Raw genomic sequence first — 25,044 nt, 5'->3', positions numbered from 1 at the left:
CCCGCCCCTCTACGCGAGCGCGGCGATGATCTCGTCCCGCATCGGCATCGACGAGGCCGCGCCCGCGCGCGTGACGGCGATGGATGCGCCAGCGGTCGCGGCGTCGAGCGCCTCGGCGAGCGGGTGCTCGGCGACGAGCCATGCGACCATCACGCCCACGAACGTGTCGCCCGCACCGGTCGTGTCGATGGCTTCGACCGGCCGCGGTGCGACCCGTCGCACGATCTCGCCGGCCTCCGCAACCAGCGCACCCCGCGAGCCGAGCGTCACGACCACGGTTCGCGCCCGCCGGCTGAGCGCGATCGCCGCGGACTCGGCGTCCGGGGCGCCCGAGAGCAGCATCGCCTCCCCCTCGTTCGGTACGAGGATGTCACTCAGGTCGATGAGGTCGTCGATGCCCTCCCGCGCCGGCGCCGGGGTCAGCACGGTCGTCACACCCTGTTCACGAGCGAAGCGCATCGCTTCCGCGAGCACCGTGGCCGGACGCTCCAACTGCACGACGAGGTGCGACGCCCCCTCGACGAGCGCGCGATCCGCCGCATCGAAGCCCTCGTGCCCGTTCGCGCCGGGAACGATCACGATCGTGTTCTCGCCGTCGTCGGTCACGCTGATCTGCGCGATGCCGGTCGCCGCGTCGAGGGTCTGCAGGCGCGAGTCGTCGACACCGTCGTCGACGAGCCGCGCCCGCAGCCGTTCGCCGAAGGAATCCGTTCCGACCGCCCCGATGAACGCGACGTCGGCACCGGCGCGGACGGCGGCGATGGCCTGATTCAGGCCCTTGCCTCCGGCACCGGTCTCGAAACGCGTTCCGGTCAGGGTCTCCCCCGGCTCGGGTCGTCGTGGCATCCGCACCACCAGATCCATGTTGGCGCTGCCGAGCACGACGACCCTGCCCATGATCAGACCGTCACGTCGCCGACGAGGTTCACCTGGATGCCCATACCTGCGAACATAGCGGCCTTCGCGATGAGTGCCTTGTCGGCGGTCTCCGCGTCCGGCGCATAGACGAGCTGGGCGTGGTTGGCCTTGTGGCGGGCCATGAACTGGTCGCGCGAGACGCCGTGCAGCACGACGTGCGCAATCGGCCACTCAGGGTTCGTGGCCTGCTTGCGGCGCTCGGTCTCCTCCTCGGGAAGCTCGATGACAGAGGCGCGGAAGATGTCGGCCTGCAGGATGCCGTCGGCGATGAAGACACGCGAGAGCACGACCTCACCGGGCTTGGAGACGCCGTTGATCGTCGCGCCGCCCGCGGGGAAGAACACGTGCCCCTGGCGCCACCCTTGCGCGTTCTGCCATCCGCCCAGGTGCGATGCCGGCACCGAGCCCGAGATCTCGTAGACCCAGACGAACTGACCGTCGTAGTCCTCGCCCCAGCGCACATCGTGCAGGGTGTTGTCGGGCACGAGGCCCATGGCCGTCCAGACCCGGTCGGTCACGAGCGCATCGACGGCGACGCCCTCATCCGCCTCGTTGAAATGCGGGAACGCGCGACCCGCGAACAGTTCGCGCTGCCCGTCGCGGGAGAACACCGGCGGGCGCTCGGTCGAGTTGAGGATGCCTTCGGCGAGGTCAGACGCCGGCACGAGGTCCTTGAGACCCTGCTGGTACTGGATGCCCACGGCATCCAGACCGAAGTCGTCCGAGATGCGGAGGGCCGCGATGTACATCTTGAGCTGCCACTGCACCTGCTCGCGGGTCAGTTCGGTCGCAGCGTCCTCGCCGTAGACGAAGGTCATACCCGCGTCGATCAGCCAGTCGTAGGCGGCGTCGGCCTCGGCATCCGTGACCTCGAGCATCTCGGCGTACAGGGCCGACTGCGACAGCCGTTCCTTGTAGATGCCGGTGTGGTTGAGCAGCTCATCGTCGAAGATCGCGTTATACATGCCCATGCAGCCCTCATCGAAGACGCCGATGATGGCCTTGTCGGCGAGCAGCTGCGCGGCGAGCGCTTCTCCGAGCTGCTTCTCGGGGCTGTCGGGCAGCGTCGGCAGAGCGCGCACGTGCGAGGCGTCGTGCGTGATGACGCCCGTCTCTGTCCACTCTTTGAGGCCGGCCTTGAACCAGTCGTCGGTGAAGTCGACCGACCAGATGGTGGCGTAGGGCTTGTCCATCTTCGTCAGGCCCGCGTTGAGTCCGAGCAGTCCGACGAGGCCCGGCCAGTCACCCGCGAAGTTCGCGACCGTGAGAATCGGCCCCTCGTGCGTCCGGAGACCCGCGAGCACGTGGTGCGAGTACTGCCACACCGCCTCGGCGACGATGAGCGGAGCATCCGTCGGAATGTTCTTGAAGACCTCAAGACCCATGCGCTGGCTGGAGATGAAGCCGTGGCCGGTGGCGGGGTCGACATCATGTGCGCGGATGACGGTCCAGCCCAGGTCCGCGAGCGCCGCGATCACGTCGGCTTCCATCGCGGCCTGCACGGGCCATCCGCCGACGTTGGCCGATTCGCGCAGGTCGCCGGAGGCGATCAGGTAGGCGGTCTTCGGCGCTGACGCTGGGCGAGCGGTGGGGGCGGGGAGCAGGTAGGTCATGGTGTCTCCGTGGTGGGGGTGGGAAATCGGATGCTGCGCTCAGGCGCCGCGCTGATCGGCGGCGAGCTCGTGCACGACGTCGCGGGTGCCGGCGTAGAGGCGCAGGTAGCGGTCATAGAGCTCGTCGTACAGGGCGGCGAGCTCGGGGTTCGGGGTGATTCTCTGGGCGACCGGGTTCCAGTCGGTGATGACGGGCGGTGTCGCACCATCGCGCTCGGCGAGAGCGGATGCTGCGAGGAATGCGGCGCCGAAGCTGGCGCCGATCGTGATCTGCGGCACCTCCTGCACGAGCCCTGTGACATCCGAGACCACCTGCAGCCACAGCTGGCCCTGAGTGCCTCCGCCGACGGCGACGATGCGGCGGATGTCGGCTCCTGCGGCGCGCATGGTCTCGACGTTATGCCGCACCCCGAGCGCCGTGGCTTCCAGGGTGGCGCGGTAAAGATCGCCGCGACCGTGATCGAGGGTGAGACCTGCGATCACCCCGCGGGCGTCCGGATCCTGGATCGGGGTCCGCTCCCCCGCGAAGTACGGCAGCATCAGGAGTCCGCGCGCGCCCGGACCGGATGCTGCGGCATCGGCCAGCAGCTCGGGATAGTCGGTTCCCGTGAGGCCCTTGAGCCAAGAGGTGAGGGCGCCCGAGGTCGACAGACCGCCCGCGAGGTTCCGCGTTCCCGCGAAGGCGCCGGCCGTCGTCCACATCGAGGGCGTGCGCAGCGTCTCTGCCCCGGTGAAGACCATGAACATCGTCGTGCCGTACATGAGCATAAGGTCACCGACCTCGTGCGCGCCGGCGCTGACGGCCTCGGTCCAGGCATCGATCGTGCCGATGATCACAGGAGTGCCTTCGACAAGACCGGTGAGCGCGGATGCCTCGGCCGTGACGTGACCGGCGATGTCGCCCGCCCACCCCAGGGTGGGCTGCTCGATCGGTGCGGCGAAGCGCTGCCACCACGGGTTGTGCCACGCCTCGCCTTCGATGTCGTAGAGCGGCGTGGTCTGGCTGGCCGACTGGTGGTCGAGCACGTAGGCGCCCGTGAGCTTGCGTGCCAGCCACGAGGCCGGCATGAACAGCCGGACGGCACGCGCCCAGGCCTCCGGCTCCTCTTCCGCGACCCAGGCGATCTTGGCGCCTGCGGCCTGCGAGGTCAGCAGCGAGCCGCCGACGCGCGCGATCTCTTCGTCGCCCAGTTCCGCAGACATCTCGGTGATCTGCGCACCGGCACGAGTGTCGACGCCGTAGAGGATCGCGGCCCGCACGGGCTCGTCGTTCTCATCAGCGAGCAGCACGCACGGGCCCATACCGCTCACGCCGACGGCGGCGGCCACGGCATCCGGCACCGCAGCGAGCAGTTCGCGCGTGATCGCGACGAACTCCTCCCACCAGATGCGTCCGTCCATCTCGACCCAGCCCGCCCGCGGGCGACTCACCTCGTGGGCGCGCACGGCGGTCGCGAGGATCGCGCCGTTCGCGCCCACGAGCACGCCCTTGCTGCTGGAGGTGCCGATATCGACGCCGAGGGTCACCGACTGTGTCATGCGCACTCCTGTGCCGAAAGCGGATTCAGCGGTGCGCCGCGACAACGCGGGCGACGTCCGCGCGGGCTTCGTCACTCGGCTCGGCGATCGCCATGCGGCAGGCCGCATCCGTCACGCCCAGAACGCGGTAGGCCTCCTTCATGCGGGCCATGTCGCCGCCGATGAGGGCGACGACCTCGTCGACGGCCTTCTGCGCGGAGTCGATCGCGGCGGCATCACCCGAACGGCCGGCATCTGCCAGTGCACGGAACGGCTTGGGCGTGACCGAGGAGACGCCCGACACGACGCCCTGCGCGCCCACCTCGACGGCCGCGATCAGGTCGCGGTCCGCTCCGGTGTAGAGCTCGAAGTCGGCCGGAACCACGGCACGGTACTCGGCGATCGCCTCCAGCGGTAGTTCACTCACCTTCGCACCGACGACGTTCGGCAGAGCCGACAGGCGAACGAGCAGGTCGGGCGTGACGTGGTTGCCGCTGCGCGCCGGGTACACGTACACATAGAGGCGCCCGTCAGCCACCGCATCCGACACCGCCTGGAAGTACTCGAAGATCGAGTCATCCGTCGCCGGCAGATAGTAGGGGGTGAGGGCGGCGAACTCCGTCGCCCCGAACTGCTGCGCAAGCTTCACTCGCTGCACGGCCTCGTACGCGCTCGGCTGACCGACGTGCACGATGACCCGCATCGCCTCGGCGAGCTCCGCCATCGCGGCCTCGACGAGGGCTGCGAACTCCTCCGCGTTGACCGACGGGAACTCCCCCGTCGTACCGAGGACGAAGGCGCCTTCGTTGCCCGACTGCGCCACGAATCGGAAGATGGAGCGCGACCCGTCGAGATCGAGCGAGCCGTCGCGGCCGAACGCCGTGGGGATCGCGGTGAGGATGTCGTAGCGGGTCACTTCTTGTTCTCCTTCGAGTTCCGGCGCGGGAGGCGACGGCGGGGTTCTGGGGTGGGGGTGCGCACTGTCGAGGTGAGCAGATCCGGCTGCGCCGCGAGCTCGTCGTGCGCTTTCGTGATCTGCGTGATGCTGTCGGTGCCGAGCACCGAGTCCTCGAACGCAGCGCGCTGGTCGCGGGGCTTGCGGGCCGCCCGGATCGCCGGCATGACGATCGACAGCACCGCGAGAGCCAGGAGGACGATCGCGATGGGGCTCACGACCTCGAAGAACGGACGCGTCGGCAGGATCGCCATGGTGCGCGCGAGGTTCTCCTCGGCCAGCGGACCGAGCAGCAGGCCCAGCACGACGGGGCCCGCAGGCACCGCCATCCGCTTGAGCAGCACACCCACGACACCGAAGACGAGCATCGTGATGACCGTCGAGATGCTGTTCGAGGTCGCGTAGGTGCCGATGACGCAGAAGATCAGGATGCCGCTCCACAGGTACTGCGGAGGAACATCGAGCAGCTTGACCATGCCCTTCATACGGACGAGGCTCAACACGAGCGACAGGAGCGTCGCGATCAGCATGATGCCGACGATCGAGACCACCAGGTCCGGGCGGTTGGTGAACAGCGTGGGTCCCGGAGTGATGCCCCAGATGATCATCGAGCCGATCATGACGGCCATGACCGAGTCACCGGGGATGCCGAGAGCCATCGTGGTCGTCAGCGATCCGCCGAGCGTCGCACTGGAGGCCGTGTCGGCGGCGGCGACGCCCTCGATCGATCCCTTGCCGAACAGCTGCGGCTTCTTCGACGCCTTGCGTGCGCGCTCCCAGCCGATGAGGCCGGCGATGTCGCCGCCCGCGGCGGGGATGAGGCCGACGCCGAGTCCGACGGCGCCGCCGACGGCGGTCGCCCGTCCGCTCTGCTTCAGCTCGGAGCGGTTCGGCCACCAGCGACCCAGGCTCGAGATCGGTCGCTGCCGGGAGGCGCGATGCGTGAGCAACTGGTCGAAGAGCTCGGCGATGCCGAAGAGGCCGATGATCACGGCGATGAAGTTAACGCCTTCGACCAGTTCGAGCACCCCGAAGGTGAAGCGCTTGTCTCCCGTGGCGGCATAGGTGCCGACGGTGCCGAGCATGAGGCCGAAGAGACCGGCCAGGATGCCCTTGAGCATCGACTTCGACGAGATGCCGATCATGATCGCGATGCCGAAGACGACGAGAGCGAACAGCTCGGGCGACTTGAAGTAGTCGCGGGCGAAGTTCGCGATCGGCACGGCGGCGATCGAGAAGAGCACGAGCGAGGCGAGAATGCCGACGGCGGAGACGATCGCCGAGATCGTCAGGGCGAGGCCGGCGCGTCCCTGCTTGGCCATGGGATAGCCGTCAAGGGTCGTCGCGATCGAGGCAGGGGTGCCCGGGGTGTTGATGAGGATCGAGGGCACCCGGTCGCCGAAGTTCGCGGCGACGTAGATCGTGAGCATGACCGCCAGGCCCTGCACGGGCTCGAGGGTCATCGTGAAGCCGGCGGCGAGCGCGACGGCCATCGTCGCGGTGATGCCGGGGAAGGCGCCGACCATGAAGCCGAGCACGAGGCCCACGCCCATGTACAGCAGCATCGAGACGTCGAGGAGGGAGCTGATCCCGTCGATGAAGGGGTTCACAGGGGAATCCTCAGGAGCATTCCGAAGATGACGTAGACGAACGCCGCGACGGAGACGGAGTAGATGACGAGGCTGATCCAGCGGCGGTGACCGTAGGCAAACATGAGCGCGGCCATGAGCAGCGCGGATGCGAAGGGGAAGACCTCGAAGCGGTAGCCGAAGAGCACGACGGTCGACAGCGACCACGCGGCGATGAAGGCCGCGACGATGGCGAGGGTGATCGCGACCCGGCGGACGCCGCCAGGCTGGATCCGCTCGATCTCCTCGCGCGAGGGCGCGGGACGGGTGATGGCGATTGCCAGAAGGGCGATGGCGGCGACGATGGCGGTGATTCCGATGATCATCGGCCAGAATCGGGCATCGAGCTGCCCGGGCGCGGCTTCACGGCGCAGAGGGATCTGTGTCGTGAGCACGGTGTACCCGGCGGCGAACGCGAGGGCGACGATGGCGAAGACGATCTCCAGCGTCCGCGATGCGGGTGCACCCTGGTACTCGTCTTGTTCGATCTCTTCGACGGTGGACATGGTGTTCCTTCCCGGGATGGGGTCGGGGCTGTACGCCCCGACCCCATCAGGGTCTTAGCCCAGCAGGTCCTTGAAGACGCCGAACTGCTCGTTCACGAAGGTGGTGAACTGCGCCGAGTCGCGGTAGACGACCAGGTTTCCGGCGGAGGCCTGGAAGTCCTGGTAGCCGTCGCTGGCGACAGCCTCCTCGATGGCCGATTCGAGAACGGCCTTCACGTCGTCCGGCAGACCCTTGGCGGAGTAGATGCCGCCCCAGCCGCCGAACAGCACCTCGGTGCCGATCTCTTCCTTGACGGTCGGCACGTCCTTCGCGTTCGGGTGACGCTCGTCGTGCATGACCGCGAGGATGCGCACGGCTTCGCCCTGCGCGAGAGCCTCACCGAGGCCGGAGACGGCCGCGACGGTCTCTCCCGATGCTGCGGCGCTGACCGCGGTCGCGCCGCCGTCGTAAGCCACGGGGGTGAAGGTCGCCTTGGTGGCCTGGCCGAGGCCGAGGGTCGCGGCCTCCCAGATGCTCCCTGCGCCCGAGTTGGCGACGGTGACCGCGCCAGCCTTCGCCTGGGCGACGAGCGCCTCGAGGCTGTCGATACCGCTGTTCGCGCCGACCGTGATGACGCCAGGGGCGAGCATGATCTGGCCGAGCAGGTCGTAGTTCTCCGGCAGGACGTTCGCGCCCTGCGTGGTGTTGAGCATGGCGATCTCGACGGGGCCGAAGCCGATGACGTAGCCATCAGGGTCCTGCGAGCCGACGTACTCCATGGCGAGCGCACCAGCGGCGCCGGGCATGTTCTCGGGAATGACGCTCACGCCGAGGATGCTCTCGAGCTCCGTGGCGAGCGCGCGGGACGAGAGGTCGGAGCCACCGCCCGGGTTCGCCTGGATGATGAGGCGGATGTCCTTCTCGGGGAAGGTCGGGGCGGCTTCTTCGGGTGCCTCTTCGACCTTCGTGCACGCAGAAAGGATGAGCGCGGTTGCTGTGATCGCGGCGATGGCGGCTGCCGCGCGGGTGATGCGCATGCGGGGCATCTTTGCTCCTTGGTGGGTGGATCGACCCTGTTGTCGATTCACCGACCGTAGCAGTGTTGACTGTTAACAGTCAACACATGGGTGTCCGTCAACACTTCCGTCTACTCCGCGCGTCGCGCGGCGAGCTCCAGCATCATGCGGTGCCGCGCGCCATCCAGGTGAGCCGCCAGCACGTCAGCAGCGACGCCGACGTCTCCGCCGCGCATGATGTTCATGAGCAGCACGTGGTCGTGCGAGGACTCCGTCAGATCGTGGTCATGGTTGATCGTGACCTCGAGCAGTGCCGTGAACGTCGGAAGGTACTGATTCCACGCGCCCTCCAGGCGCGGATGGTCCGCCAGCACGTAGATCTGGGAGTGAAAATCGAGGTCGGCTGCGGCGAACGCCTCATGATTCCCGGATGCCGCCGCCTCCTCCATCCGCTCGACCGCACCCGTCATCGCCTGCCAGCGATCCTCGTCGTCAACGCGCATGGCGCGGGACATCGCGAGCTGCTCCAGAGCCGAGCGCAGACTGTAGAGCTGGTCGACATCGTCATCGGTGAGGCCGACGATGTAGATGCCGCGGGGCTTCTGCACCTCGATGAGCTTCTCGAACGCGAGCTGGGTGATCGCGTCGCGCACGGGACCACGGCTGACCTCGAACTCCTCAGCCAGCCCTTCCTCGGTCAGGCGATCGCCGGGGGCGAGGTCTCCGCGAACAATGCGCTGGCGCAGCACACGCGCCACCTGCGCGCCCAATGATTCTCCGCGCTTGACACCCTGGCTCACGAGAACACCCCTCCTGTTAACTGTTGACAGGATACACACTCCGCATTTCGTGCCACCGGTTGTCCACAGGCAGGAGCGCGAAATGCAAGGCCCCGCCTGCTTGCGCAGCAGAACGCGCCGTCGCGGTTGTCGCACTCACCCTGCTCGCGGGGCTCGATCGACGAGAATGCGTTCGCGGCGAAGCCCGCCTGAGGTCGCAACTCCGTAGACTCGCCGGATGGCGCGGACTCCGCGCAGAGAGGAGAGCAGACGGCTTGTGAAGGCTCGGACGATCTTCGGTGCGCTGCGTCTGGCCGCCGCGGTCGTCTGCGTGATCGCACTCGTCCACCGACTGTTCTGGGGATTGAGCTCGCGCAGCATCGCGGGAGACAACTTCTTCGCCTACCTGACAGTGCAGTCGAACCTCGCACTGGTCGCAGTGCTCACCCTGGGGGCGCTTCTCGCCTTCCTCCGCCCGGTCGACCCGCGGTGGTTCACCGTAGCCCTCGCGCTCGTGCTCACGTGGACGATCACAGCAGGGCTCGCCTTCGCGCTGATCGTCTGGCAGGCAGGACTCCGCGGCATCCGCGTTGACGTCCCCTGGTCCGATCATCTGCTGCACTTCTGGCTGCCAGCGTGCACCGCCATCGCCTGGGTCCTCACACCGGGACACCGCGGGGTCCCGTGGTGGGTGGTCCCCTCGTCCCTGACATTCCCTATCGCTTGGGGCGTCGTCACGCTGTGGCGCGGGCCTCGCGTCGGTTGGTACCCGTACTACTTCCTCGACCCACGACAGGTCTCCGGGCCTGCGGAGTTCGCGTTGACGAGCGCCCTCGCACTTCTGATCTTCGCCGTCGTCGCCACGGTCCTCGTCGTGATCAGCCGGGTGCGTCGGCCTGCATGAACGGGGCGAGAGAGGCAATCGCCGCCTCAAGGACGCCGTCATCATCGAGAGCCGCGAACTCTTCGGCAGCGGCGCCGCCGACCACGCCGACGAGCACAGCCTCCCCCGTGGCCGGGGCCAGGTTCATCCACGTGCGGATCAGAGCATCTCCGCCGACGACATGCCAGATCTCCGCCTCGCTCTCGACAAGCGGCTCCTCGAACCGCAACCACACCGTCTCGATGCGGCCCATGCCCAGCGCCGCGATCGCACCGCGATGGCCAAAAGGCAGCGCGGGCGAGAACTCGATGCCCTCGCTCTGCAGCACGCCGAGGGGAGCGGTGACGATCACCCGATCGAAGGACAGGGACTCCCCCGTCGCCATCGCCAGACTCACACCTGCGTCGTCGTAGACGATGCGGGCGATCGGTGACGACAGACTGACCCGCACGTCGCCGAGCAGATCGCGGACGACGGCGTCGAGATCGGCGAGGGGCGCGATCGGCTCGGCTGCCGGAAGAGATGGCGGGAACCACGACGACAGCTCGTCAGCATCCGCTCCCGCTGCCGCTGCGACCGCCGCGAGGAGCGCCGCGAGTGCCGGATCTTCCAGATCGGACCCGGCGTCGGACAGCGCCTGAGCCAGCGAGACGTCGCTCGGCAGCTCCTGGGCTGTGACCACCGCCGACGCGACCGTCTCCGTGGATACGGGGTCGACGACGCCTTCCCTCGAACGCCAGGCCGACGAGGCGAGGACCGCGCTGCGGATGCCGAGGGAGTTCAGCTGCTCGATCCACTCGGCGTCCTGCGCACTGTGCAGCCATCCGCCGAGCTGGGCCGGGAACGGCCACTCCTTCTCGTCGACGTGAGACATGATGCGGCCACCGACGCGCTCGCGCGCCTCGAAGACGGTCACCTCACGATCAGTGCCGGCCAGAATCGACACCGCGGCGGCTCCGGCCAACCCGGCGCCGATGACCGCGATGCGCTCGCCCGGTCCGGACGCGTCGCGCACCTCTGCGGCGGCACGGCGCCCTGAACGGAGCGCAGCCTCGAGCGTTCCCGACTGCTCGTCATCGGTCGCCTCTCCGGCGAAGAAGACCCGGTCGACGACGGGTTGCGCGAGGCTCCCCCGGACGCTCTTCTGCACGCCGACGGGCGTGAAGCTGGCGGCTCCGAGAGAGAAGGGATCGGTCGTCCAGGCGCTGCGCGCGAAAGCGAGCGGCACGATAGTGTCGCCCGTCGGCTGCGGGGAGGGCGACGGGGTACGCGTGGGCGTCGGCACCGGCTCGGGTGTGCAGGAGGCCAGAAGAACCCCCACGAACCCGGCTCCGGCACCGATCAGCAGAGTGCGCCGCGTCATCCTCATGGTGTCGCAACGATACCGCGCTGGGCCCGGAAGCGAGCTAGCCGCCCGCGCGGGGACTCCAGAGCACAACCTCGGTCGAACGGCGGATCCGGCGCCCGGATGGCACCGGCGTGACCTGCCCGGTGGAACCGGCGGCGAACACACGAACGCCCGGGCGGCTTTCGCGTTCCACACGAAGGGCACCCTCGAGCTCGGCGACGCGGTGCCGGAGCATCCGCACCTCGTCCTCCAGGTCGAGAAGTCGCGCGATCGCGGGCAGACTCATGCCCTCTGCAGAGAGCTGCGCGACCTCGCGCAGCTGCTCGATGTTGCGCGTGGAGTAGCGGCGAGAGCCGCCGCGAGTGCGGCCCGGCACCACGAGACCGATGCGGTCGTACTGGCGCAGCGTCTGCGGGTGCATGCCGGCAAGCTCTGCGGCGACGGCGATCGCGAAGACCGGAGTGTCCGCGTTCATGCGCGCATCAGCCATTCAGATCACCTCCTGGGTACGGGCGTTGAGCGAGGCGCCTCGCGCCCCGCTCAACGCCCGAAAACGGGTCTTCATGCCCGTGCTTTCGCCATCAGGTCAGCGCGAGGGTTCTCCTTCGGTTCCAGTTCCTGGAACTTCGCGAGCGCCTCGCGCGCCGCCTCATCGAGATGACTGGGCACAGCCACCTCGAGCTGGGCGAGCAGGTCCCCCGTGCCCTTGCTCGTCTCGACACCGCGCCCCTTGACGCGCAGAACGCGCCCCGAGGGGGTGCCCGCCGCCACACGAAGCTTCACCGGGTCGCCGCCGAGCGTCGGCACTTCGATCGTCGCGCCGAGCACCGCCTCCGTGAAGGTCACGGGGACGGTGACGCGAAGGTTGAGCCCGTCACGCGTGAACACAGGATGCGGACGCACGGTCACCTGAACGACGATGTCGCCGTTCTCCCCGCCGTCCGGCGAGGGACGACCCCGGCCGCGGAGGCGGATCTTCTGCCCGTCGGCGACGCCGGCGGGAATCTTGATCTTGAACGGCTTGCCGTCTTCGCCCTGCAGCGAGATCGTCTCGCCCTTCACCGCAGTGATGAAGTCGATCGTCGTGCGCGCCATGACATCGGCACCTCGCCGAGGTCCTCCGCGTCCACGGTAGCCGCCCGTCGGCTGGCCGAAACGACCCGAGCCGAACGAGCTGCCACCCTGGTTGAACATCGAGAAGATGTCCTCGAAGTCCGCGGACTGCTGCCCGCCGCGACCCTGATTGAACATCGAGAAGACGTCTTCGAAGCCACCGTTGGCACCGGAAGCGCCCGAGGTGAAGCGGGCACCCGATCCCATCGCACGGATCTGGTCGTACTCCGCGCGCTGCTCCTTGTCGGAGAGCACGGCGTACGCCTCGCTGATCTCCTTGAACGTCGCCTCGGCTTTCGCATCACCCGGGTTGGAGTCCGGGTGGTACTTGCGCGCGAGTTTGCGGTAGGTCTTCTTCAGGTCGGCGTCGGTGACGTTCTTGTCGACACCGAGCGTCTTGTAGAAGTCTTTGTCGAACCAGTCCTGGCTTGCCATAGGCCTCCTCCGATTACTCTGCGGGAACGGCGACGACGACCTTCGCCGGACGCAGTTCGACCGTTCCGAGTCGGTAGCCGACCTCGACGACCTCGAGGATCGTCGCCTTCTCGGCACCCGGCGTGGGCTGTTGGAAGATCGCCTCGTGCTGCTGCGGGTCGAAGTCGTCGCCCGCCGCGCCGTACGCGACGACGCCGAGTCGCTCGACGACAGCGCGCACCTTCTCGCCGATCACGAAGAAGGGCGTGCCCTCCTGCAGATCGCCGTGCTGGGCGGCGCGGTCAAGGTCGTCGAGCACGGGGATCAGGCCCTTGGCGGCCTCGCCCTTCGCGCGCTCGATCTCGACGCCACGCTGCTCTTCGGTGCGCCGACGGTAGTTGGCGTACTCGGCCTGCAGCCTCTTGAGGTCATTGAGCAGAGCGCCCTCGGCGGCGAGGATCGGGTCGGCCTCCTCCGCGCCGGCCGCTTCTGCGGTCTGGGCGGCGCCGAGGATGTCGTCGATCGTGAGCTCGTCGTCCGAGCCCTCCGCGGCCTGCGCGTCTGCGGCAGCCGGGTTCTGCGGCTGGGGGCCGGGTGCATGCGCACCCGACCCCTCGCCCGGAACCTCGGCGTTCTCGTCGAAGTTCTTGTCTGTCATGGTTACTTCTTCTCGTCTTCGTCCTCGACGACCTCTGCGTCGATGACATCCTCATCCGAAGCGCTGTCACCGGCAGGGGCGTCGCCCTCTGCGGAGGCGCCGGCGGCAGCATCCGCCTGCGACTTGGCGTAGAGCGCCTCGCCGATCTTCGACTGGCTCTCGTTGAGCTTGTCGAAGGCCGTCTTCACGGCGTCGTCGTCCTCGCCGGCCAGGGCCGTCTTGAGCGCGTCGACATCCGCCTGCACGCTCTCCTTGACGTCTGCGGCGAGCGCCTCGTCGTTCTCCTTGAGGAGCTTCTCGATCGAGTACGCGAGCGACTCGGCCTGGTTGCGGACTTCAGCGGCCTCGCGGCGCTTCTTGTCCTCAGCGGCGTTCTCCTCCGCCTCGCGCACCATGCGCTCGATGTCGTCCTTCGACAGCGACGAGCCACCGGTGATCGTCATCGACTGCTCCTTGCCCGTGCCCTTGTCCTTGGCGGACACGTGCACGATGCCGTTCGCGTCGATGTCGAACGTGACCTCGATCTGCGGCATGCCACGGGGAGCCGGTGCGATGCCGGTGAGCTCGAAGGTGCCGAGCGGCTTGTTGTCGCGGGTGAACTCGCGCTCGCCCTGGAAGACCTGGATCGCGACGGACGGCTGGTTGTCGTCGGCCGTGGTGAAGGTCTCGCTGCGCTTGGTCGGGATGGCCGTGTTGCGCTCGATGAGCTTGGTCATCATGCCGCCCTTGGTCTCGATGCCGAGGCTCAGCGGGGTGACGTCGATCAGCAGGACGTCCTTGCGCTCTCCACGCAGAACGCCGGCCTGGAGGGCAGCGCCGACGGCGACGACCTCATCCGGGTTGACACCCTTGTTGGGCTCGTTGCCGGTCTCGCGCTTGACGAGCTCTGCCACGGCGGGCATACGGGTCGAGCCACCGACGAGGACGATGTGGGCGATGTCGCTGACCTTGACGCCGGCCTCGCGGATGACATCCTCGAAGGGCTTCTTCGTGCGGTCGAGGAGGTCCTTGGTGAGGTCCTCGAACTTCGCGCGGGTCAGCGTCTCCGACAGGGAGACCGGGCCACTCTCGGTGAGCGAGAGGTAGGGCAGGTTGATCGAGGTGCTGGTCGAGCTCGACAGCTCCTTCTTCGCCTGCTCTGCGGCTTCCTTCAGACGCTGCAGCGCGATCTTGTCGCCCGAGACGTCGACACCCGTCGTCTCCTTGAACTGCTTGATCAGGTAGTCGACGACGCGCTGGTCCCAGTCGTCGCCGCCGAGGCGGTTGTCACCGGCGGTGGCGCGCACCTGGATGGTGGAGAAGTCGTCGTCCTTGCCCACTTCGAGCAGCGAGACGTCGAAGGTACCGCCACCGAGGTCGAAGACCAGGATGAGCTCGTCTTCCTTGCCCTTGTCGAGGCCGTAGGCAAGAGCCGCAGCGGTGGGCTCGTTGATGATGCGCAGGACGTTGAGGCCTGCGATCTCGCCGGCTTCCTTCGTGGCCTGACGCTCAGCGTCGTTGAAGTACGCGGGCACCGTGATGACGGCGTCGGTCACGGTGTCGCCGAGGTAGGCCTCGGCGTCGCGCTTCAGCTTCTGGAGGATGCGCGCGGAGATCTCCTGCGGCGTCCACTTCTTGCCGTCGACGTCGAAAGACCAGTCGGTGCCCATGTGGCGCTTGACCGATGCGATCGTGCGGTCGACGTTGGTGACGGCCTGGCGCTTGGCGGTCTCACCGACGAGCACCTCGCCATCCTTGGTGAATGCGACCACCGAGGGGGTGGTGCGGAAGCCCTCGGCGTTGGCGATGACCTTGGGCTCGCCACCTTCGAGGACGCTGACGACAGAGTTCGTCGTACCGAGGTCGATACCGACAGCACGTGACATATGTTTTCTCCTTTTGCCGAGGCGGATTCTTTGAGTTCGGGGGCGACTCCACAAAACCTGAGTCGCGATGACTCAACTGTACCTCGCTTCGTCAAGTCTGTCAAAAACTTGATATCACTCGACTCAAGTTCAGGGTTTTCCACATGTGACGGATGCTCCCCACGCAGTGCCGCATCGACCGGCTACTGTTTCGGCGCGGATCACCCGCAGTGCCGGGGGACCGACAGCATGTCGCGGCATTCGACGAACACCGGAGAAACCGTGGAAGAGACTTCGACACGGGCGCCTGTCGCGCCCGCCCTGCATTCCCCCACCCCTGCCTCTCGCCGTCGCGCTATCGGGCGCGGCACCTTCGCGCTTCGCGGCATCGCGGTCACCATCCTCTGGGCTACGTCCGTCATCATCGGCGGAATCCTCCCGGCCGGAGAGCTGCGCTGGATCTGGCTCGTCGGTCACCTCGCCGCACTCGTCGTCGGGCTTGGCGCCGCCGTCATGATCGAGTACGCCGGGTTCCTGTGGACCATCGGCCGCGGCACCCTGCACGAGGTCTGCGCGACCGAGGAGCGCCTGGCGCCCCTCGCCTGGCTCGGATTCGGCGGGATGCTCCTGACGGGCATGTTCCTCTCCCCCGACGTCTCCAACCCGCTGACCGCTCTCAAGATGATCGTCGTCCTCGCGATCGGCCTCAACGCCGTGGCGACGGCGCGGCTCACGGTCGTCCTGCACGGCCTGCCCGATGACCTTCCCTTCCGCCGCGCGCCGTGGCGGCTGCGCAGTTGGTCGCTCGCGACGGGGCTCGTCTCACAGCTGGCCTGGTGGTCGGCCGTTCTCCTCGGCACACTCAACACGGCGAGCCGCGGCGCATAGCCGACGGGTTATCCACAGCTGTGATGCAGGCCTGCCACACAGGGCCTGTCAGGCAGTACCGTGTGGGCTGCTCAGTGAACAGGAGCCTATGAGGGGGCACACCGACAAAGAGGAGACCCATGTCTGACGACCCCCCGATCAGGTTTCGAGGGAGCATCGCCCCTCGTCCGCCCGAAGAGAACCCGAACCATCCGATTGCCGGCGGCCTCATCCAACCCGACGCCGCGCCGAGAACCCCGCGGCGAGCGCTGCTATGGACACTGCTGTCGATCATCACCGTCTTCACCGTGTCCCTGGGCACGCTCGGCTTCGCGATCGTGACGAACAAGCCGGATGCTTCGCACGCCGAGGAAGAACTCGACCCTTCCCTACCGCCCCCGCCGCCATTCCCCGCGGACAGTCCTGCCGCGGCAGCGGGTGCAGGCCCCTGCACGGTCGTGACCGTGCTGTCGTCCTTCGAGAACGCCGAGATGATCGAACGTCTCGCGAAGGGCTACAACGACATGCCGCGCGACATCAACGGGCAGTGCGTCACGGTGGTCGCGAGCAAGGACAAGTCCGGCAACGCGGCGCTGCGTGCCGCGAACGGCTTCACCGAGAGCGCGCCCGAACTGCGCCCGACAGTGTGGGTTCCCGACTCGACGTCCTGGCTGTCGATGGCCAATGCGAGCGGGGCCACCGCCGTTCCTGCGAAGGGCATCGGCATCGCCGAATCCGCGATCGTCCTCGCGATGCCCGCGCCGCTGGCGTTCGCCATCGGGTGGTACACCGATCCGCCCACCTGGGAGAAGGTCTTCGAAGCCGCAGATCATCCTGATATCTGGAGCGCGCTCGGTCACCCCGAGTGGGGTGAGTTCAAGCTCGGCAAGACCAGCCCTCTGGTGGCGACGTCCGGAGAGGCAGCGCTGCTCGCTTCCTTCGGAGCATCCGGATCGGGCTTCGGCACCACCACCGTCAGCGACCTCGCCGACCCCGAGATCATCGAGCGAGTGACGAAGAACGAGCTCGCCACGAGTCATTACATGGCCACTCCGGAGCACTTCCTCTGGCACGCCCGGCAGGCCGAGGACGCCGGTGGCTCGTCGGCCGACTTCCTGTCTGCCGTCATCGTCGACGAGAAGTCCGTGTGGGACTACAACCGCGGAATGACCAGCAATGACGGCGTCACTCGCACGAAGGGCCACGCCCCGCGCGATGAGCTCGTCGCGATCTATCCGGAGGAGGGGGTCTACGTCGCCGACAACCCTGCCGTCGTCTTGACCGGAGAGTGGGTCGATCCGCAGGAGGCTGCGGCGGCGGAAGACTTCATCCGCTTCGCAGGCACCGCCGAGGGGCAGAAGATCGTGACGGACTCGGGGTATCGCGATCTGCACGGACGCCTCGCGCCGGCGGTGCAGGACATCGGGATTCTGCCGCGGCGCATCCCGCAGCCCATCAACCTCCCCGCGCAGGAGATCATCGCGGGATTGCAGTACGCCTTCCCCGAAGTGAGAAAGCGCGCGTCGGTGCTGTTCCTGATCGATGTGTCGGGCTCGATGGCCGAGCCCATCCCCAGCGGGCAGTCGAAGCTGGATGCGGCGAAGTCGGCGATCATCGCGGCGCTCGATCACTTCACGCCGGGCGACTCCGTCGGGCTCGCGGCGTTCTCCTCCGCCGGCGGCGCAGAGATCGCACCGGGACTCGTGGCCCCCGTCGCCGACATCGGCACGAACCGCGATGCCCTGCTCTCCGGAGTGCAGGGACTGACGCCGCTGACCTTCACACCGCTGTACGCGGCAGTCGATCAGTTCACGGCGCAGCACGCCAGCCAGCACGATCCGAACCGCATCAACGCGGTCGTGCTGCTGAGCGACGGAGCGAACGAGACGGCCGAGCCGACGATCGACCAGGCAGGGCTGCTCGCGAAGCTCAGCGAGCTGCACCACTCCTCGCCGGTGCTGGTGTTCACGCTCGCGTACGGTGCGAACGCGGATGTCACCACGCTGCGGGCGATCTCGTCGACGACGGGGGCGCATTTCTACGACGCCACAGACCCGACGAAGGTGACCGCGATTCTGGGCGACCTGGTGACGAGCTTCTGACGCGGGAAAGAGAGGAGGGCCGGATGCTGCGCAGCATCCGGCCCTCCTCGTCTTGTTACTTGCCCCCGGGAGGACCCAGGATCAGCAGGATCGTGTAGAGCGCGACGATCGCCAGGGCGATGAGAGCGCCGAGCACCCACGGGCGGCGCAGGAACCAGCGCATGAGCCGGTCGAACCACGTGCGGTCGCGGGGGTCGTCGGTCTCGGTCACGCGCCACTCGCCCGCGAGACGGCCGGTGCGGTGCAACCAGATCTCCATGGGGATCGTCGCGTAGGGGACGATCGCGCTGGCGACCGCGGCGATCGCGACGCCCGGCTTCCAGCGGTTGTTGAGCGCGACGAGGATCGCCGTCGCCCCGTATGAGAGGAAGACGAATCCGTGGATGCCTCCGCCGATCGTCACGACGAGCGGGTTCACGCCCAGCGCACGAGCGATGAGCGCGCCGATCAGGATCGTCCACGTGATCGCTTCGGCGATCGCGAGCACTCGGTACAGACGGGCGGGTTGGGTGAACACGGGTCTCCTCGGGTTGTCTGCCTCCACGCTAAGACAACGCACCTATGGTTCTGCGCCATCTCGCGCGTCTGGGCGCGAAGATCCATCGAAAGGTGGAGAAGGCCCGCTACGGTGTGGCCATGACAGCTTCGGATGCAAAGACGCCCCGCTGGCACCTGCTCGGATCTCTCCCGTTCGCAGCAGCGGCTCTCGTTCTCGTGAACGGGCTCTACATTTTCCTCGTCGCGCTCGGAAACATCACCGACTACGACACCAACTTCGCGTTCGTGCAGCATGTGCTATCGATGGACACGACCAACTTCGGTCAGGCCGCAGGCGAAGGCCTCGACCCCGACGTCATGTGGCGGGCGATCACGAACCCCGTGATCTGGAACCTCGGCTACATCGGCATCATCATCTGGGAGTCGGTCGCCGCGATCGTGCTCATCACGGCGGTGGTGTTCTTCGTGCGCGGGTTCCTCGGCCACGGCTTCGCCGCCGCCCGCGTGTGGTCGTCGATCGGCCTCGTGATGATCATCCTGCTGTTCGTGGGCGGCTTCATCACGATGGGCGGCGAGTGGTTCCAGATGTGGCGCTCGCAGGCGTGGAACGGCCTTGACCCCGCATTCCGCAACTCGGTGCTCGCCGGCATCGGTCTCGTCCTGCTGCACCTTCCGTCGCAGCGCTGGGAGGACGCGGTCGCCCGGAAGGCGTGACCGGCTCCCCCAGCACGGATGGCGGGAGCCTTGCCGGACATCGGGCGCGAAAGGCCGTTTCGCCCCGCCATCCGCACTTTCTCCCGCCATCCGTCCCTGTCCGCGGCGGCGTCAGGTGAACTGCGGGTCGTTTCGTCACATGACGCGACATCTGGTGGCTCCGGATGCTGCGCCATAGACTCCGTGGCCATGTCCCCGTCGCTTCTTGCGGTCTCGCATGGCACGTCCGATCCGGACGGCGTCGCCGCGATCGAGCTGCTCGTGCGCCGCGTCGCCGAGCGGCTGCCCGACGTCGATGTGCGCGCGGCGTTCGTCGACGTGCAGCAGCCCGATCCCGAGGCGGCTCTCGCGGAGATGGACGGCCCCACGGTCGTCATCCCACTTCTCTTGTCGCGCGGCTTCCACGTGCGCGTCGACCTCGGGCGCGCGGTGCGCGACCGACGTGGGGTCGTCGCGACCACACCACTGGGCCCGGATCCGAGGCTCGCCGAAGTGCTCGCGGCACGCATCGCGGATGTGCCCCACGACGCGTCTGCTCCTGTGGTCCTCGCGATCGCGGGCTCCCGTGACCCCGCGTCGCTCGACGATGCCGAGCAGATGACCGCGCTGCTCGGCGCACAGCTCGGACGCACCGTGATCCCGGCGTTCCTCGCAGCACGCGAACCGCGACTGGATGCGGTGCGGGCGCAGCATCCGGATGCTGCCGTGGCGACGTATCTGCTCGGCCGCGGCTTCTTCTTCGATGTCGCGCGACGCCTCGCCGGTCCTGCACTCCTCTGCGACCCTCTCCTCGACGGCACGGTCGCGAACCCCACCGAACCGCCGACAGCCCTTATCGACCTCATCGCGTCGCGCTACCTCGAGGGTGTCGCGCTGCTCGAATCGGAGCTCGTCCGCGCTGTGTGACGCCGTATGACGGTGCGTGACTTCCGACGTCACCCCCGAATGCACACGCCCGTCACGTTTTTTAGCGTGGCGGCATGACGCTCGAACCCACCATCGCCGTGCGGGGTGCCCGCACCCGCACCGCCCGCGTACCCACGAAGCCGCACGGCCAGTGGGCCGTCGACGGCACCGAGCCGCTCAACGGCAACGAGGAGTTCAAGCTCGCCGACAACGGTCTCAACGTGCGCGAGCGCATCGAGAACGAGTACGCGAAGGGCGGCTTCGCGTCGATCGATCCGACCGATCTGCACGGCCGCTTCCGCTGGTGGGGTCTGTACACGCAGCGCAAGCCCGGGATCGACGGCGGACGCACGGCGCAGCTCGAGCCGCATGAACTCGAAGACGAGTACTTCATGCTGCGAGTGCGCATCGACGGCGGCCAGCTGACGACACAGCAGCTGCGCGTGATCGGTGAGATCTCGACCGAGTTCGCCCGCGACTCCGCTGACGTGACCGATCGCCAGAACGTGCAGCTGCACTGGATCGCGATCGAAGACGTGCCCGAGGTCTGGCGTCGCCTCGAGGAGGTCGGACTCAGCACGACCGAGGCCTGCGGCGACGTGCCCCGCGTCATCCTCGGCTCCCCCGTCGCCGGCATCGCGGCCGACGAGATCATCGATCCGACGCCGCAGATCCACGAGATCGCCGAGCGCTTCATCGGCGACGAGTCGCTGGCGAACCTGCCCCGCAAATACAAGACCGCCATCACCGGGCACCCCAGCCAGGATGTCGTGCACGAGATCAACGACTGCGCATTCGTCGCCGTCGAGCACCCCGAACTCGGCATTGGCTACGACCTGTGGGTCGGCGGTGCGCTCTCCACCGTGCCCCGTCTGGCTGAGCGTCTCGGCACGTTCGTTCCTCCGGAGCGCGTCGCCGAGGTGTGGCACGGCATCACACAGATCTTCCGCGACTACGGCTACCGGCGCCTGCGCAACAAGGCGCGGCTGAAGTTCCTCCTCGCCGACTGGGGTGTCGAGCGCTTCCGCGAGGTCCTCGAGACCGAGTACCTCGACTCCCCGCTTCCCGACGGCCCGGCCGCACCGAAGCCGATCGGCCAGGGCGACCACGTGGGCGTGCACCGCCAGAAGGACGGCCTCTTCTACGTCGGAGCCGCACCGGCCGTCGGACGCGTTTCCGGCTCGATCCTCACCGCCCTCGCCGACCTGGCCGAGGCGCACGGGTCGCAGCGCATCCGCACGACGCCGCACCAGAAGCTGCTCGTGCTCGACATCGCAGAAGATCGGGTCGAGTCGCTCATCGCGGGCCTCGACCGCCTGGGCCTCGCCGCCCGTCCGAGCCTGTTCCGCCGCGGCACGATCGCGTGCACGGGCATCGAGTACTGCAAGCTCGCGATCGTCGAGACCAAGGCGAACGCGGCCGACGCGATCACCCAGCTCGAAGAGCGACTCGGTCACCTGGAGCCCGAGATCGGCCGCCCCATCACGCTGCACGTGAACGGATGCCCGAACTCCTGCGCCCGCATCCAGGTCGCCGACATCGGCCTCAAGGGTCAGCTCATCACGAACGCTGCCGGCGAGCAGGTGCCCGGCTACCAGGTGCACCTCGGTGGCGGTCTCGCCGGCGAGGGACGTGCAGAGGCCGGCCTCGGCCGCACCGTCCGGGGCCTGAAGGTCGAGGCGACCGGCATCGCGGACTACGCCGAGCGCGTCATCCGCCGCTATCTTGCCGACCGCGCCGAGGGTGAGTCCTTCGCGGTCTGGGCGCACGGCGCAGACGAAGAGGCCCTGCAGTGAACGCCGTCGCGATCACGCCCGCCCGCCGCAGCGCCGAAGAGCTGCGTGCGCTCGCTGCGCGCGGCAACGACGAGCTCCGCAGCGGACAGCCCGACGAGGCGAGCCCCGCCGAGGTCGTGGCATGGGTCGCGGCGAACTTCGATGTGCGGCAGGTGTCTGTGGCGTGTTCGATGGCGGATGCGGCGCTGCCGCACCTCGTCGCAGAGCATCTGCCCGGCGTCGACGTGCTGTTCCTCGAGACCGGATACCACTTCCTCGAGACGAGCTTCACGCGCAGTGAGGTGGCGCGCACGCTCGACGTCCGCATCGTCGATGTACTCCCCGAACAGACCGTGCGCGAACAGGACGCCGAGTTCGGCGCGAACCTGTTCGAGCGCGATCCTGCACTGTGCTGCGCCCGACGCAAGGTCGCTCCGCTGCAGCGCGCGCTCGGCGGCTACGAGCTGTGGTTCACCGGCGTCCGTCGCGATGAGGCCCCCACCCGCGCGAACACTCCCCTGGTCACCTGGGACGAGCGCAACGGCTTGGTCAAGGTCAACCCGGTCGCCGCCTGGAGCTTCGATGACCTCACCGACTACTCGACCGCGCACGACGTCGTCATCAACCCGCTGATCGACCAGGGATATCCGTCCATCGGATGCGCGCCCTGCACCCGCCCCGTCGCGGCGGGCGAAGACCCTCGTTCCGGCCGCTGGGCCGGCCAGGCCAAGACAGAATGCGGACTCCACGTATGACCCTCATCGACATCGCCTCCCTCACCGACGAGCTCGACGCAGGCCCCGGCCTGAGCACGCTCGACGCTCTGGAGGCAGAAGCCATCCACATCATCCGTGAGGTCGTCGCCGAGTTCGAGCGCCCCGTGCTGCTGTTCTCGGGCGGCAAGGACTCGGTCGTCGTGCTGCATCTCGCCGCGCGGGCATTCGCACCCGGTCGCATCCCGTTCCCGGTGCTGCACGTCGACACCGGCCACAACTTCCCGGAGGTCATCGCCTTCCGCGACGAGACGGTCGCCCGTCTCGGCCTGCGCCTTGAGGTCGCAAGCGTGCAGTCGTACATCGACGACGGCCGCCTCGCCGAGCGTCCCGACGGCACACGCAACACCCTGCAGACCCAGCCCCTGCGCGATGCGATCACGGCGGGCAAGCACGACGCCGTCTTCGGGGGTGCGCGGCGCGACGAAGACAAGGCCCGCGCGAAAGAGCGCATCATCTCGCTGCGCGACGAGTTCGGGCAGTGGGATCCGCGCAATCAGCGCCCCGAGCTGTGGAGCCTCTACAACGGGCGCCATCTGCCGGGCCAGCATGTGCGCGCCTTCCCCATCTCGAACTGGACCGAGCTCGACATCTGGCGCTACATCGCACGCGAGAACATCGCCCTTCCCCCGCTGTACTTCGCCGCAGACCGCGAGGTCTTCCGCCGCGACGGCATGTGGTGGGCCGTGACCGAGCACTCTCAGCCGCGCGAGGGCGAAGAGATCGTCACGCGCAGCGTCCGCTACCGGACGGTGGGCGACTCGAGCTGCACCGGGGCGGTGGAATCGGATGCTGCCGACATCGCGGCGATCGTCGCGGAAGTCGCGCAGTCAACCCTGACCGAACGCGGCGCCACACGCGCAGATGACCGCATCAGCGAAGCCGCGATGGAAGACCGCAAGAAGGACGGGTACTTCTGATGAGCACCACCACACAGAGCACGCTCTTCCGCTTCGCCACCGCCGGCTCGGTCGATGACGGCAAGTCGACGCTCGTCGGGCGCCTGCTGCACGACACCAAGGGCATCCTCGCCGATCAGCTCGCGCAGATTGCCCGCACGTCGGCGGAACGCGGCTTCGCGCACGGCGAGTTCGACTTCGCCCTGCTGACCGACGGCCTGCGCGCGGAGCGCGAGCAGGGCATCACGATCGATGTCGCCTACCGGTACCTGGCGACGGACACCCGCAGCTTCATCCTCGCCGACTGCCCCGGACACGTGCAGTACACGCGCAACATGGTGACCGGCGCCGCAACCGCCGATGCCGTGATCGTGCTCGTAGACTCCCGCCGTGGCGTCTCCGAGCAGACGCGCCGCCATCTTGCGGTCGTGTCGCTGCTGCGCGTTCCGCACGTGATCGTGGCCGTGAACAAGATCGACCTGATCAATTTCGACGGGACCACGTTCCGTGCGATCGAGGATGATGTCTACCGCGTGGCGACGTCGCTCGGTCTGGATGCTCCGCACGTCCTTCCGGTGTCGGCGCTCGACGGCGACAACATCGTCGAGCTCTCGCCGCGCACCCCGTGGCACGACGGGCCCACACTGCTCGACCTGCTCGAGACGCTGCCCACGATCGGTGCGCGCGACGATGAGCACTTCCGCCTGCCGGTGCAGTCGGTCATCCGCCCGCAGGGAGGGCTCTCGCCCGAGTACGCAGCAGACCCCGACGAGGCCGAGCGTCTGCGCGACTACCGCGGCTTCGCAGGGCGCATCGCCTCCGGCACGGTGAACGTCGGCGAGACGGTCACCGTGTTCCCGGGCGGGTGGCAGACGACCGTCACCGGCATCCGGGTCGCCGGTGCCGAAGCATCCGCTGCGCGCGCCGGGCAGTCTGTCGCTCTCACCCTCGCGGACGAGGTGGATGCGGCGCGCGGCGCCGTGATCGCCGCCGCCGGGACGCTGCCGGTCGGCCTGCGAGAGGCCGAGGTCGAGGTGTTCCAGCTCGATGCCCGTCCGCTGCGAAGCGGCGATCGTGTGCTCGTCAAGCACGGCACCGCGACCGTCCAGGGGCTGGTCTCCGAGGTCCTGTCGCGCCGTGAACTCGACACGCTGTCGCACGAGCGCGCCGACGCTCTCGCCGTCAACGAGATCGGTCGGGTCCGCCTGCGCTTCGCGGCCGAACTGCCTCTGGAGCCGTACGCGCGAAACCGCGAGTCCGGCGCCCTGCTGATCATCCACCCTGTCGACGGCGCCACACTCGCCGCCGCCACTGTCGTCGATCTCGACTGACATCCC

The 25,044-nt window shown here is 68.1% G+C and carries 23 protein-coding genes; 9 read left to right on the top strand and 14 right to left on the bottom strand.

Translation table 11 applies throughout. From position 1 onward, the window contains the following. Positions 1-9 precede the first annotated feature (9 nt). The 8 genes from JOD62_RS07800 to JOD62_RS07765 form a co-directional block, all read right to left on the bottom strand. The gene (locus tag JOD62_RS07800; protein ID WP_204938726.1) at positions 10-897 is read right to left on the bottom strand and encodes a ribokinase; all 888 of its coding nucleotides are present in this window, start codon (positions 895-897) and stop codon (positions 10-12) included. Between the two features lie 2 nt (positions 898-899). Then, positions 900-2,531, bottom strand: a complete 1,632-nt coding sequence (locus tag JOD62_RS07795) for a fucose isomerase (protein ID WP_204938725.1) — start codon at positions 2,529-2,531, stop codon at positions 900-902. A 39-nt stretch (positions 2,532-2,570) separates the two neighbouring features. Further along, positions 2,571-4,070, bottom strand: a complete 1,500-nt coding sequence (locus JOD62_RS07790; protein WP_204938724.1) for an FGGY-family carbohydrate kinase — start codon at positions 4,068-4,070, stop codon at positions 2,571-2,573. A 25-nt stretch (positions 4,071-4,095) separates the two neighbouring features. Beyond that, positions 4,096-4,965 carry a dihydrodipicolinate synthase family protein gene (locus JOD62_RS07785; RefSeq protein ID WP_204938723.1) on the bottom strand — a complete coding sequence of 290 codons (870 nt, stop codon included), beginning with the start codon at positions 4,963-4,965 and terminating at the stop codon, positions 4,096-4,098. Next, a complete protein-coding gene (locus tag JOD62_RS07780) occupies positions 4,962-6,614 on the bottom strand; it encodes a tripartite tricarboxylate transporter permease (RefSeq protein WP_204938722.1) in 1,653 nt (550 codons plus the stop codon). Before JOD62_RS07780 ends, JOD62_RS07785 begins: the two co-directional genes overlap by 4 nt. Further along, positions 6,611-7,138, bottom strand: coding sequence for a tripartite tricarboxylate transporter TctB family protein (locus JOD62_RS07775; protein ID WP_204938721.1), 528 nt, complete (start codon positions 7,136-7,138; stop codon positions 6,611-6,613). Before JOD62_RS07775 ends, JOD62_RS07780 begins: the two co-directional genes overlap by 4 nt. Before the next feature lie 54 nt (positions 7,139-7,192). Further along, a complete protein-coding gene (locus JOD62_RS07770) occupies positions 7,193-8,164 on the bottom strand; it encodes a tripartite tricarboxylate transporter substrate binding protein (protein WP_204938720.1) in 972 nt (323 codons plus the stop codon). Between the two features lie 101 nt (positions 8,165-8,265). Then, on the bottom strand, positions 8,266-8,934 hold the full coding sequence (locus JOD62_RS07765; RefSeq protein ID WP_204938719.1) for a GntR family transcriptional regulator: 669 nt from the start codon (positions 8,932-8,934) through the stop codon (positions 8,266-8,268). Between the two features lie 217 nt (positions 8,935-9,151). Here JOD62_RS07765 and JOD62_RS07760 point away from each other — a divergent pair, with 217 nt between their 5' ends. Continuing rightward, positions 9,152-9,817, top strand: coding sequence for a Pr6Pr family membrane protein (locus JOD62_RS07760; protein WP_204938718.1), 666 nt, complete (start codon positions 9,152-9,154; stop codon positions 9,815-9,817). Here JOD62_RS07760 and JOD62_RS07755 read toward each other — a convergent pair. From JOD62_RS07755 to dnaK, 5 genes are all read right to left on the bottom strand, one after another. Continuing rightward, a complete protein-coding gene (locus tag JOD62_RS07755; RefSeq protein WP_239526597.1) occupies positions 9,792-11,159 on the bottom strand; it encodes an FAD-dependent oxidoreductase in 1,368 nt (455 codons plus the stop codon). The two genes, JOD62_RS07760 and JOD62_RS07755, sit on opposite strands and share 26 nt — an antisense overlap. A 43-nt stretch (positions 11,160-11,202) precedes the next feature. Further along, a complete protein-coding gene (locus JOD62_RS07750; RefSeq protein ID WP_204938716.1) occupies positions 11,203-11,634 on the bottom strand; it encodes a heat shock protein transcriptional repressor HspR in 432 nt (143 codons plus the stop codon). Between the two features lie 71 nt (positions 11,635-11,705). Beyond that, the gene (locus JOD62_RS07745; RefSeq protein ID WP_204938715.1) at positions 11,706-12,692 is read right to left on the bottom strand and encodes a DnaJ C-terminal domain-containing protein; all 987 of its coding nucleotides are present in this window, start codon (positions 12,690-12,692) and stop codon (positions 11,706-11,708) included. A gap of 13 nt (positions 12,693-12,705) precedes the next feature. Next, complete coding sequence (locus JOD62_RS07740) at positions 12,706-13,329, bottom strand: nucleotide exchange factor GrpE (protein WP_204938714.1); 624 nt, start codon at positions 13,327-13,329, stop codon at positions 12,706-12,708. Positions 13,330-13,331: 2 nt separating this feature from the next. Continuing rightward, on the bottom strand, positions 13,332-15,194 hold the full coding sequence (dnaK, locus tag JOD62_RS07735; RefSeq protein WP_204938713.1) for a molecular chaperone DnaK: 1,863 nt from the start codon (positions 15,192-15,194) through the stop codon (positions 13,332-13,334). Between the two features lie 261 nt (positions 15,195-15,455). Between dnaK and JOD62_RS07730 the strand changes: the two genes are divergently transcribed. Together JOD62_RS07730 and JOD62_RS07725 are read left to right on the top strand one after the other, a co-directional pair. Continuing rightward, positions 15,456-16,061, top strand: coding sequence for a hypothetical protein (locus JOD62_RS07730; RefSeq protein WP_204938712.1), 606 nt, complete (start codon positions 15,456-15,458; stop codon positions 16,059-16,061). A gap of 119 nt (positions 16,062-16,180) precedes the next feature. After that, a complete protein-coding gene (locus JOD62_RS07725; RefSeq protein ID WP_204938711.1) occupies positions 16,181-18,142 on the top strand; it encodes a vWA domain-containing protein in 1,962 nt (653 codons plus the stop codon). A 55-nt stretch (positions 18,143-18,197) separates the two neighbouring features. Here the strand turns inward: JOD62_RS07725 and JOD62_RS07720 are convergent, their stop codons facing one another. Beyond that, on the bottom strand, positions 18,198-18,659 hold the full coding sequence (locus tag JOD62_RS07720; RefSeq protein WP_204938710.1) for a DUF3817 domain-containing protein: 462 nt from the start codon (positions 18,657-18,659) through the stop codon (positions 18,198-18,200). 119 nt (positions 18,660-18,778) lie between these two features. On the opposite strand from JOD62_RS07720, the gene JOD62_RS07715 reads away from it, so the two are divergent. From JOD62_RS07715 to JOD62_RS07690, 6 genes are all read left to right on the top strand, one after another. After that, positions 18,779-19,354, top strand: coding sequence for a DUF2165 domain-containing protein (locus JOD62_RS07715; protein WP_204938709.1), 576 nt, complete (start codon positions 18,779-18,781; stop codon positions 19,352-19,354). Between the two features lie 189 nt (positions 19,355-19,543). Further along, positions 19,544-20,260: a sirohydrochlorin chelatase gene (locus tag JOD62_RS07710; RefSeq protein ID WP_204938708.1), complete on the top strand. Its 717-nt coding sequence runs from the start codon at positions 19,544-19,546 to the stop codon at positions 20,258-20,260. A 74-nt stretch (positions 20,261-20,334) separates the two neighbouring features. After that, on the top strand, positions 20,335-22,056 hold the full coding sequence (locus JOD62_RS07705) for a nitrite/sulfite reductase (RefSeq protein WP_204938707.1): 1,722 nt from the start codon (positions 20,335-20,337) through the stop codon (positions 22,054-22,056). Further along, entirely contained in the window at positions 22,053-22,790 is a 738-nt protein-coding gene (locus JOD62_RS07700) for a phosphoadenylyl-sulfate reductase (protein ID WP_271171478.1), read from the top strand. Before JOD62_RS07705 ends, JOD62_RS07700 begins: the two co-directional genes overlap by 4 nt. Then, positions 22,787-23,728, top strand: a complete 942-nt coding sequence (gene cysD / locus JOD62_RS07695; RefSeq protein WP_204938706.1) for a sulfate adenylyltransferase subunit CysD — start codon at positions 22,787-22,789, stop codon at positions 23,726-23,728. Before JOD62_RS07700 ends, cysD begins: the two co-directional genes overlap by 4 nt. Beyond that, positions 23,728-25,038 (top strand): sulfate adenylyltransferase subunit 1, encoded by a 1,311-nt coding sequence (locus JOD62_RS07690; protein ID WP_204938705.1) that lies wholly within the window; start codon positions 23,728-23,730, stop codon positions 25,036-25,038. Before cysD ends, JOD62_RS07690 begins: the two co-directional genes overlap by 1 nt. The last annotated feature ends 6 nt before the right edge of the window (positions 25,039-25,044 follow it).

The organism is Microbacterium keratanolyticum (assembly GCF_016907255.1).
GTDB lineage: Bacteria > Actinomycetota > Actinomycetes > Actinomycetales > Microbacteriaceae > Microbacterium > Microbacterium keratanolyticum.
Note: the sequence above shows the minus strand (reverse complement) of the source record. Positions and strands in the feature narration are given on the sequence as shown.

What these genes read in the sequence shown, in the direction of transcription:
- JOD62_RS07800 (WP_204938726.1), bottom strand. Translation starts at nt 897, where the DNA reads ATGGGCAGGGTCGTCGTGCTCGGCAGCGCCAACATGGATCTGGTGGTG.
- JOD62_RS07795 (WP_204938725.1), bottom strand. Translation starts at nt 2,531, where the DNA reads ATGACCTACCTGCTCCCCGCCCCCACCGCTCGCCCAGCGTCAGCGCCG.
- JOD62_RS07790 (WP_204938724.1), bottom strand. Translation starts at nt 4,070, where the DNA reads ATGACACAGTCGGTGACCCTCGGCGTCGATATCGGCACCTCCAGCAGC.
- JOD62_RS07775 (WP_204938721.1), bottom strand. Translation starts at nt 7,138, where the DNA reads ATGTCCACCGTCGAAGAGATCGAACAAGACGAGTACCAGGGTGCACCC.
- JOD62_RS07770 (WP_204938720.1), bottom strand. Translation starts at nt 8,164, where the DNA reads ATGCCCCGCATGCGCATCACCCGCGCGGCAGCCGCCATCGCCGCGATC.
- JOD62_RS07760 (WP_204938718.1), top strand. Translation starts at nt 9,152, where the DNA reads ATGGCGCGGACTCCGCGCAGAGAGGAGAGCAGACGGCTTGTGAAGGCT.
- JOD62_RS07755 (WP_239526597.1), bottom strand. Translation starts at nt 11,159, where the DNA reads ATGACGCGGCGCACTCTGCTGATCGGTGCCGGAGCCGGGTTCGTGGGG.
- JOD62_RS07750 (WP_204938716.1), bottom strand. Translation starts at nt 11,634, where the DNA reads ATGGCTGATGCGCGCATGAACGCGGACACTCCGGTCTTCGCGATCGCC.
- JOD62_RS07745 (WP_204938715.1), bottom strand. Translation starts at nt 12,692, where the DNA reads ATGGCAAGCCAGGACTGGTTCGACAAAGACTTCTACAAGACGCTCGGT.
- JOD62_RS07740 (WP_204938714.1), bottom strand. Translation starts at nt 13,329, where the DNA reads ATGACAGACAAGAACTTCGACGAGAACGCCGAGGTTCCGGGCGAGGGG.
- dnaK (WP_204938713.1), bottom strand. Translation starts at nt 15,194, where the DNA reads ATGTCACGTGCTGTCGGTATCGACCTCGGTACGACGAACTCTGTCGTC.
- JOD62_RS07725 (WP_204938711.1), top strand. Translation starts at nt 16,181, where the DNA reads ATGTCTGACGACCCCCCGATCAGGTTTCGAGGGAGCATCGCCCCTCGT.
- JOD62_RS07715 (WP_204938709.1), top strand. Translation starts at nt 18,779, where the DNA reads ATGACAGCTTCGGATGCAAAGACGCCCCGCTGGCACCTGCTCGGATCT.
- JOD62_RS07710 (WP_204938708.1), top strand. Translation starts at nt 19,544, where the DNA reads ATGTCCCCGTCGCTTCTTGCGGTCTCGCATGGCACGTCCGATCCGGAC.
- JOD62_RS07705 (WP_204938707.1), top strand. Translation starts at nt 20,335, where the DNA reads ATGACGCTCGAACCCACCATCGCCGTGCGGGGTGCCCGCACCCGCACC.
- cysD (WP_204938706.1), top strand. Translation starts at nt 22,787, where the DNA reads ATGACCCTCATCGACATCGCCTCCCTCACCGACGAGCTCGACGCAGGC.
- JOD62_RS07690 (WP_204938705.1), top strand. Translation starts at nt 23,728, where the DNA reads ATGAGCACCACCACACAGAGCACGCTCTTCCGCTTCGCCACCGCCGGC.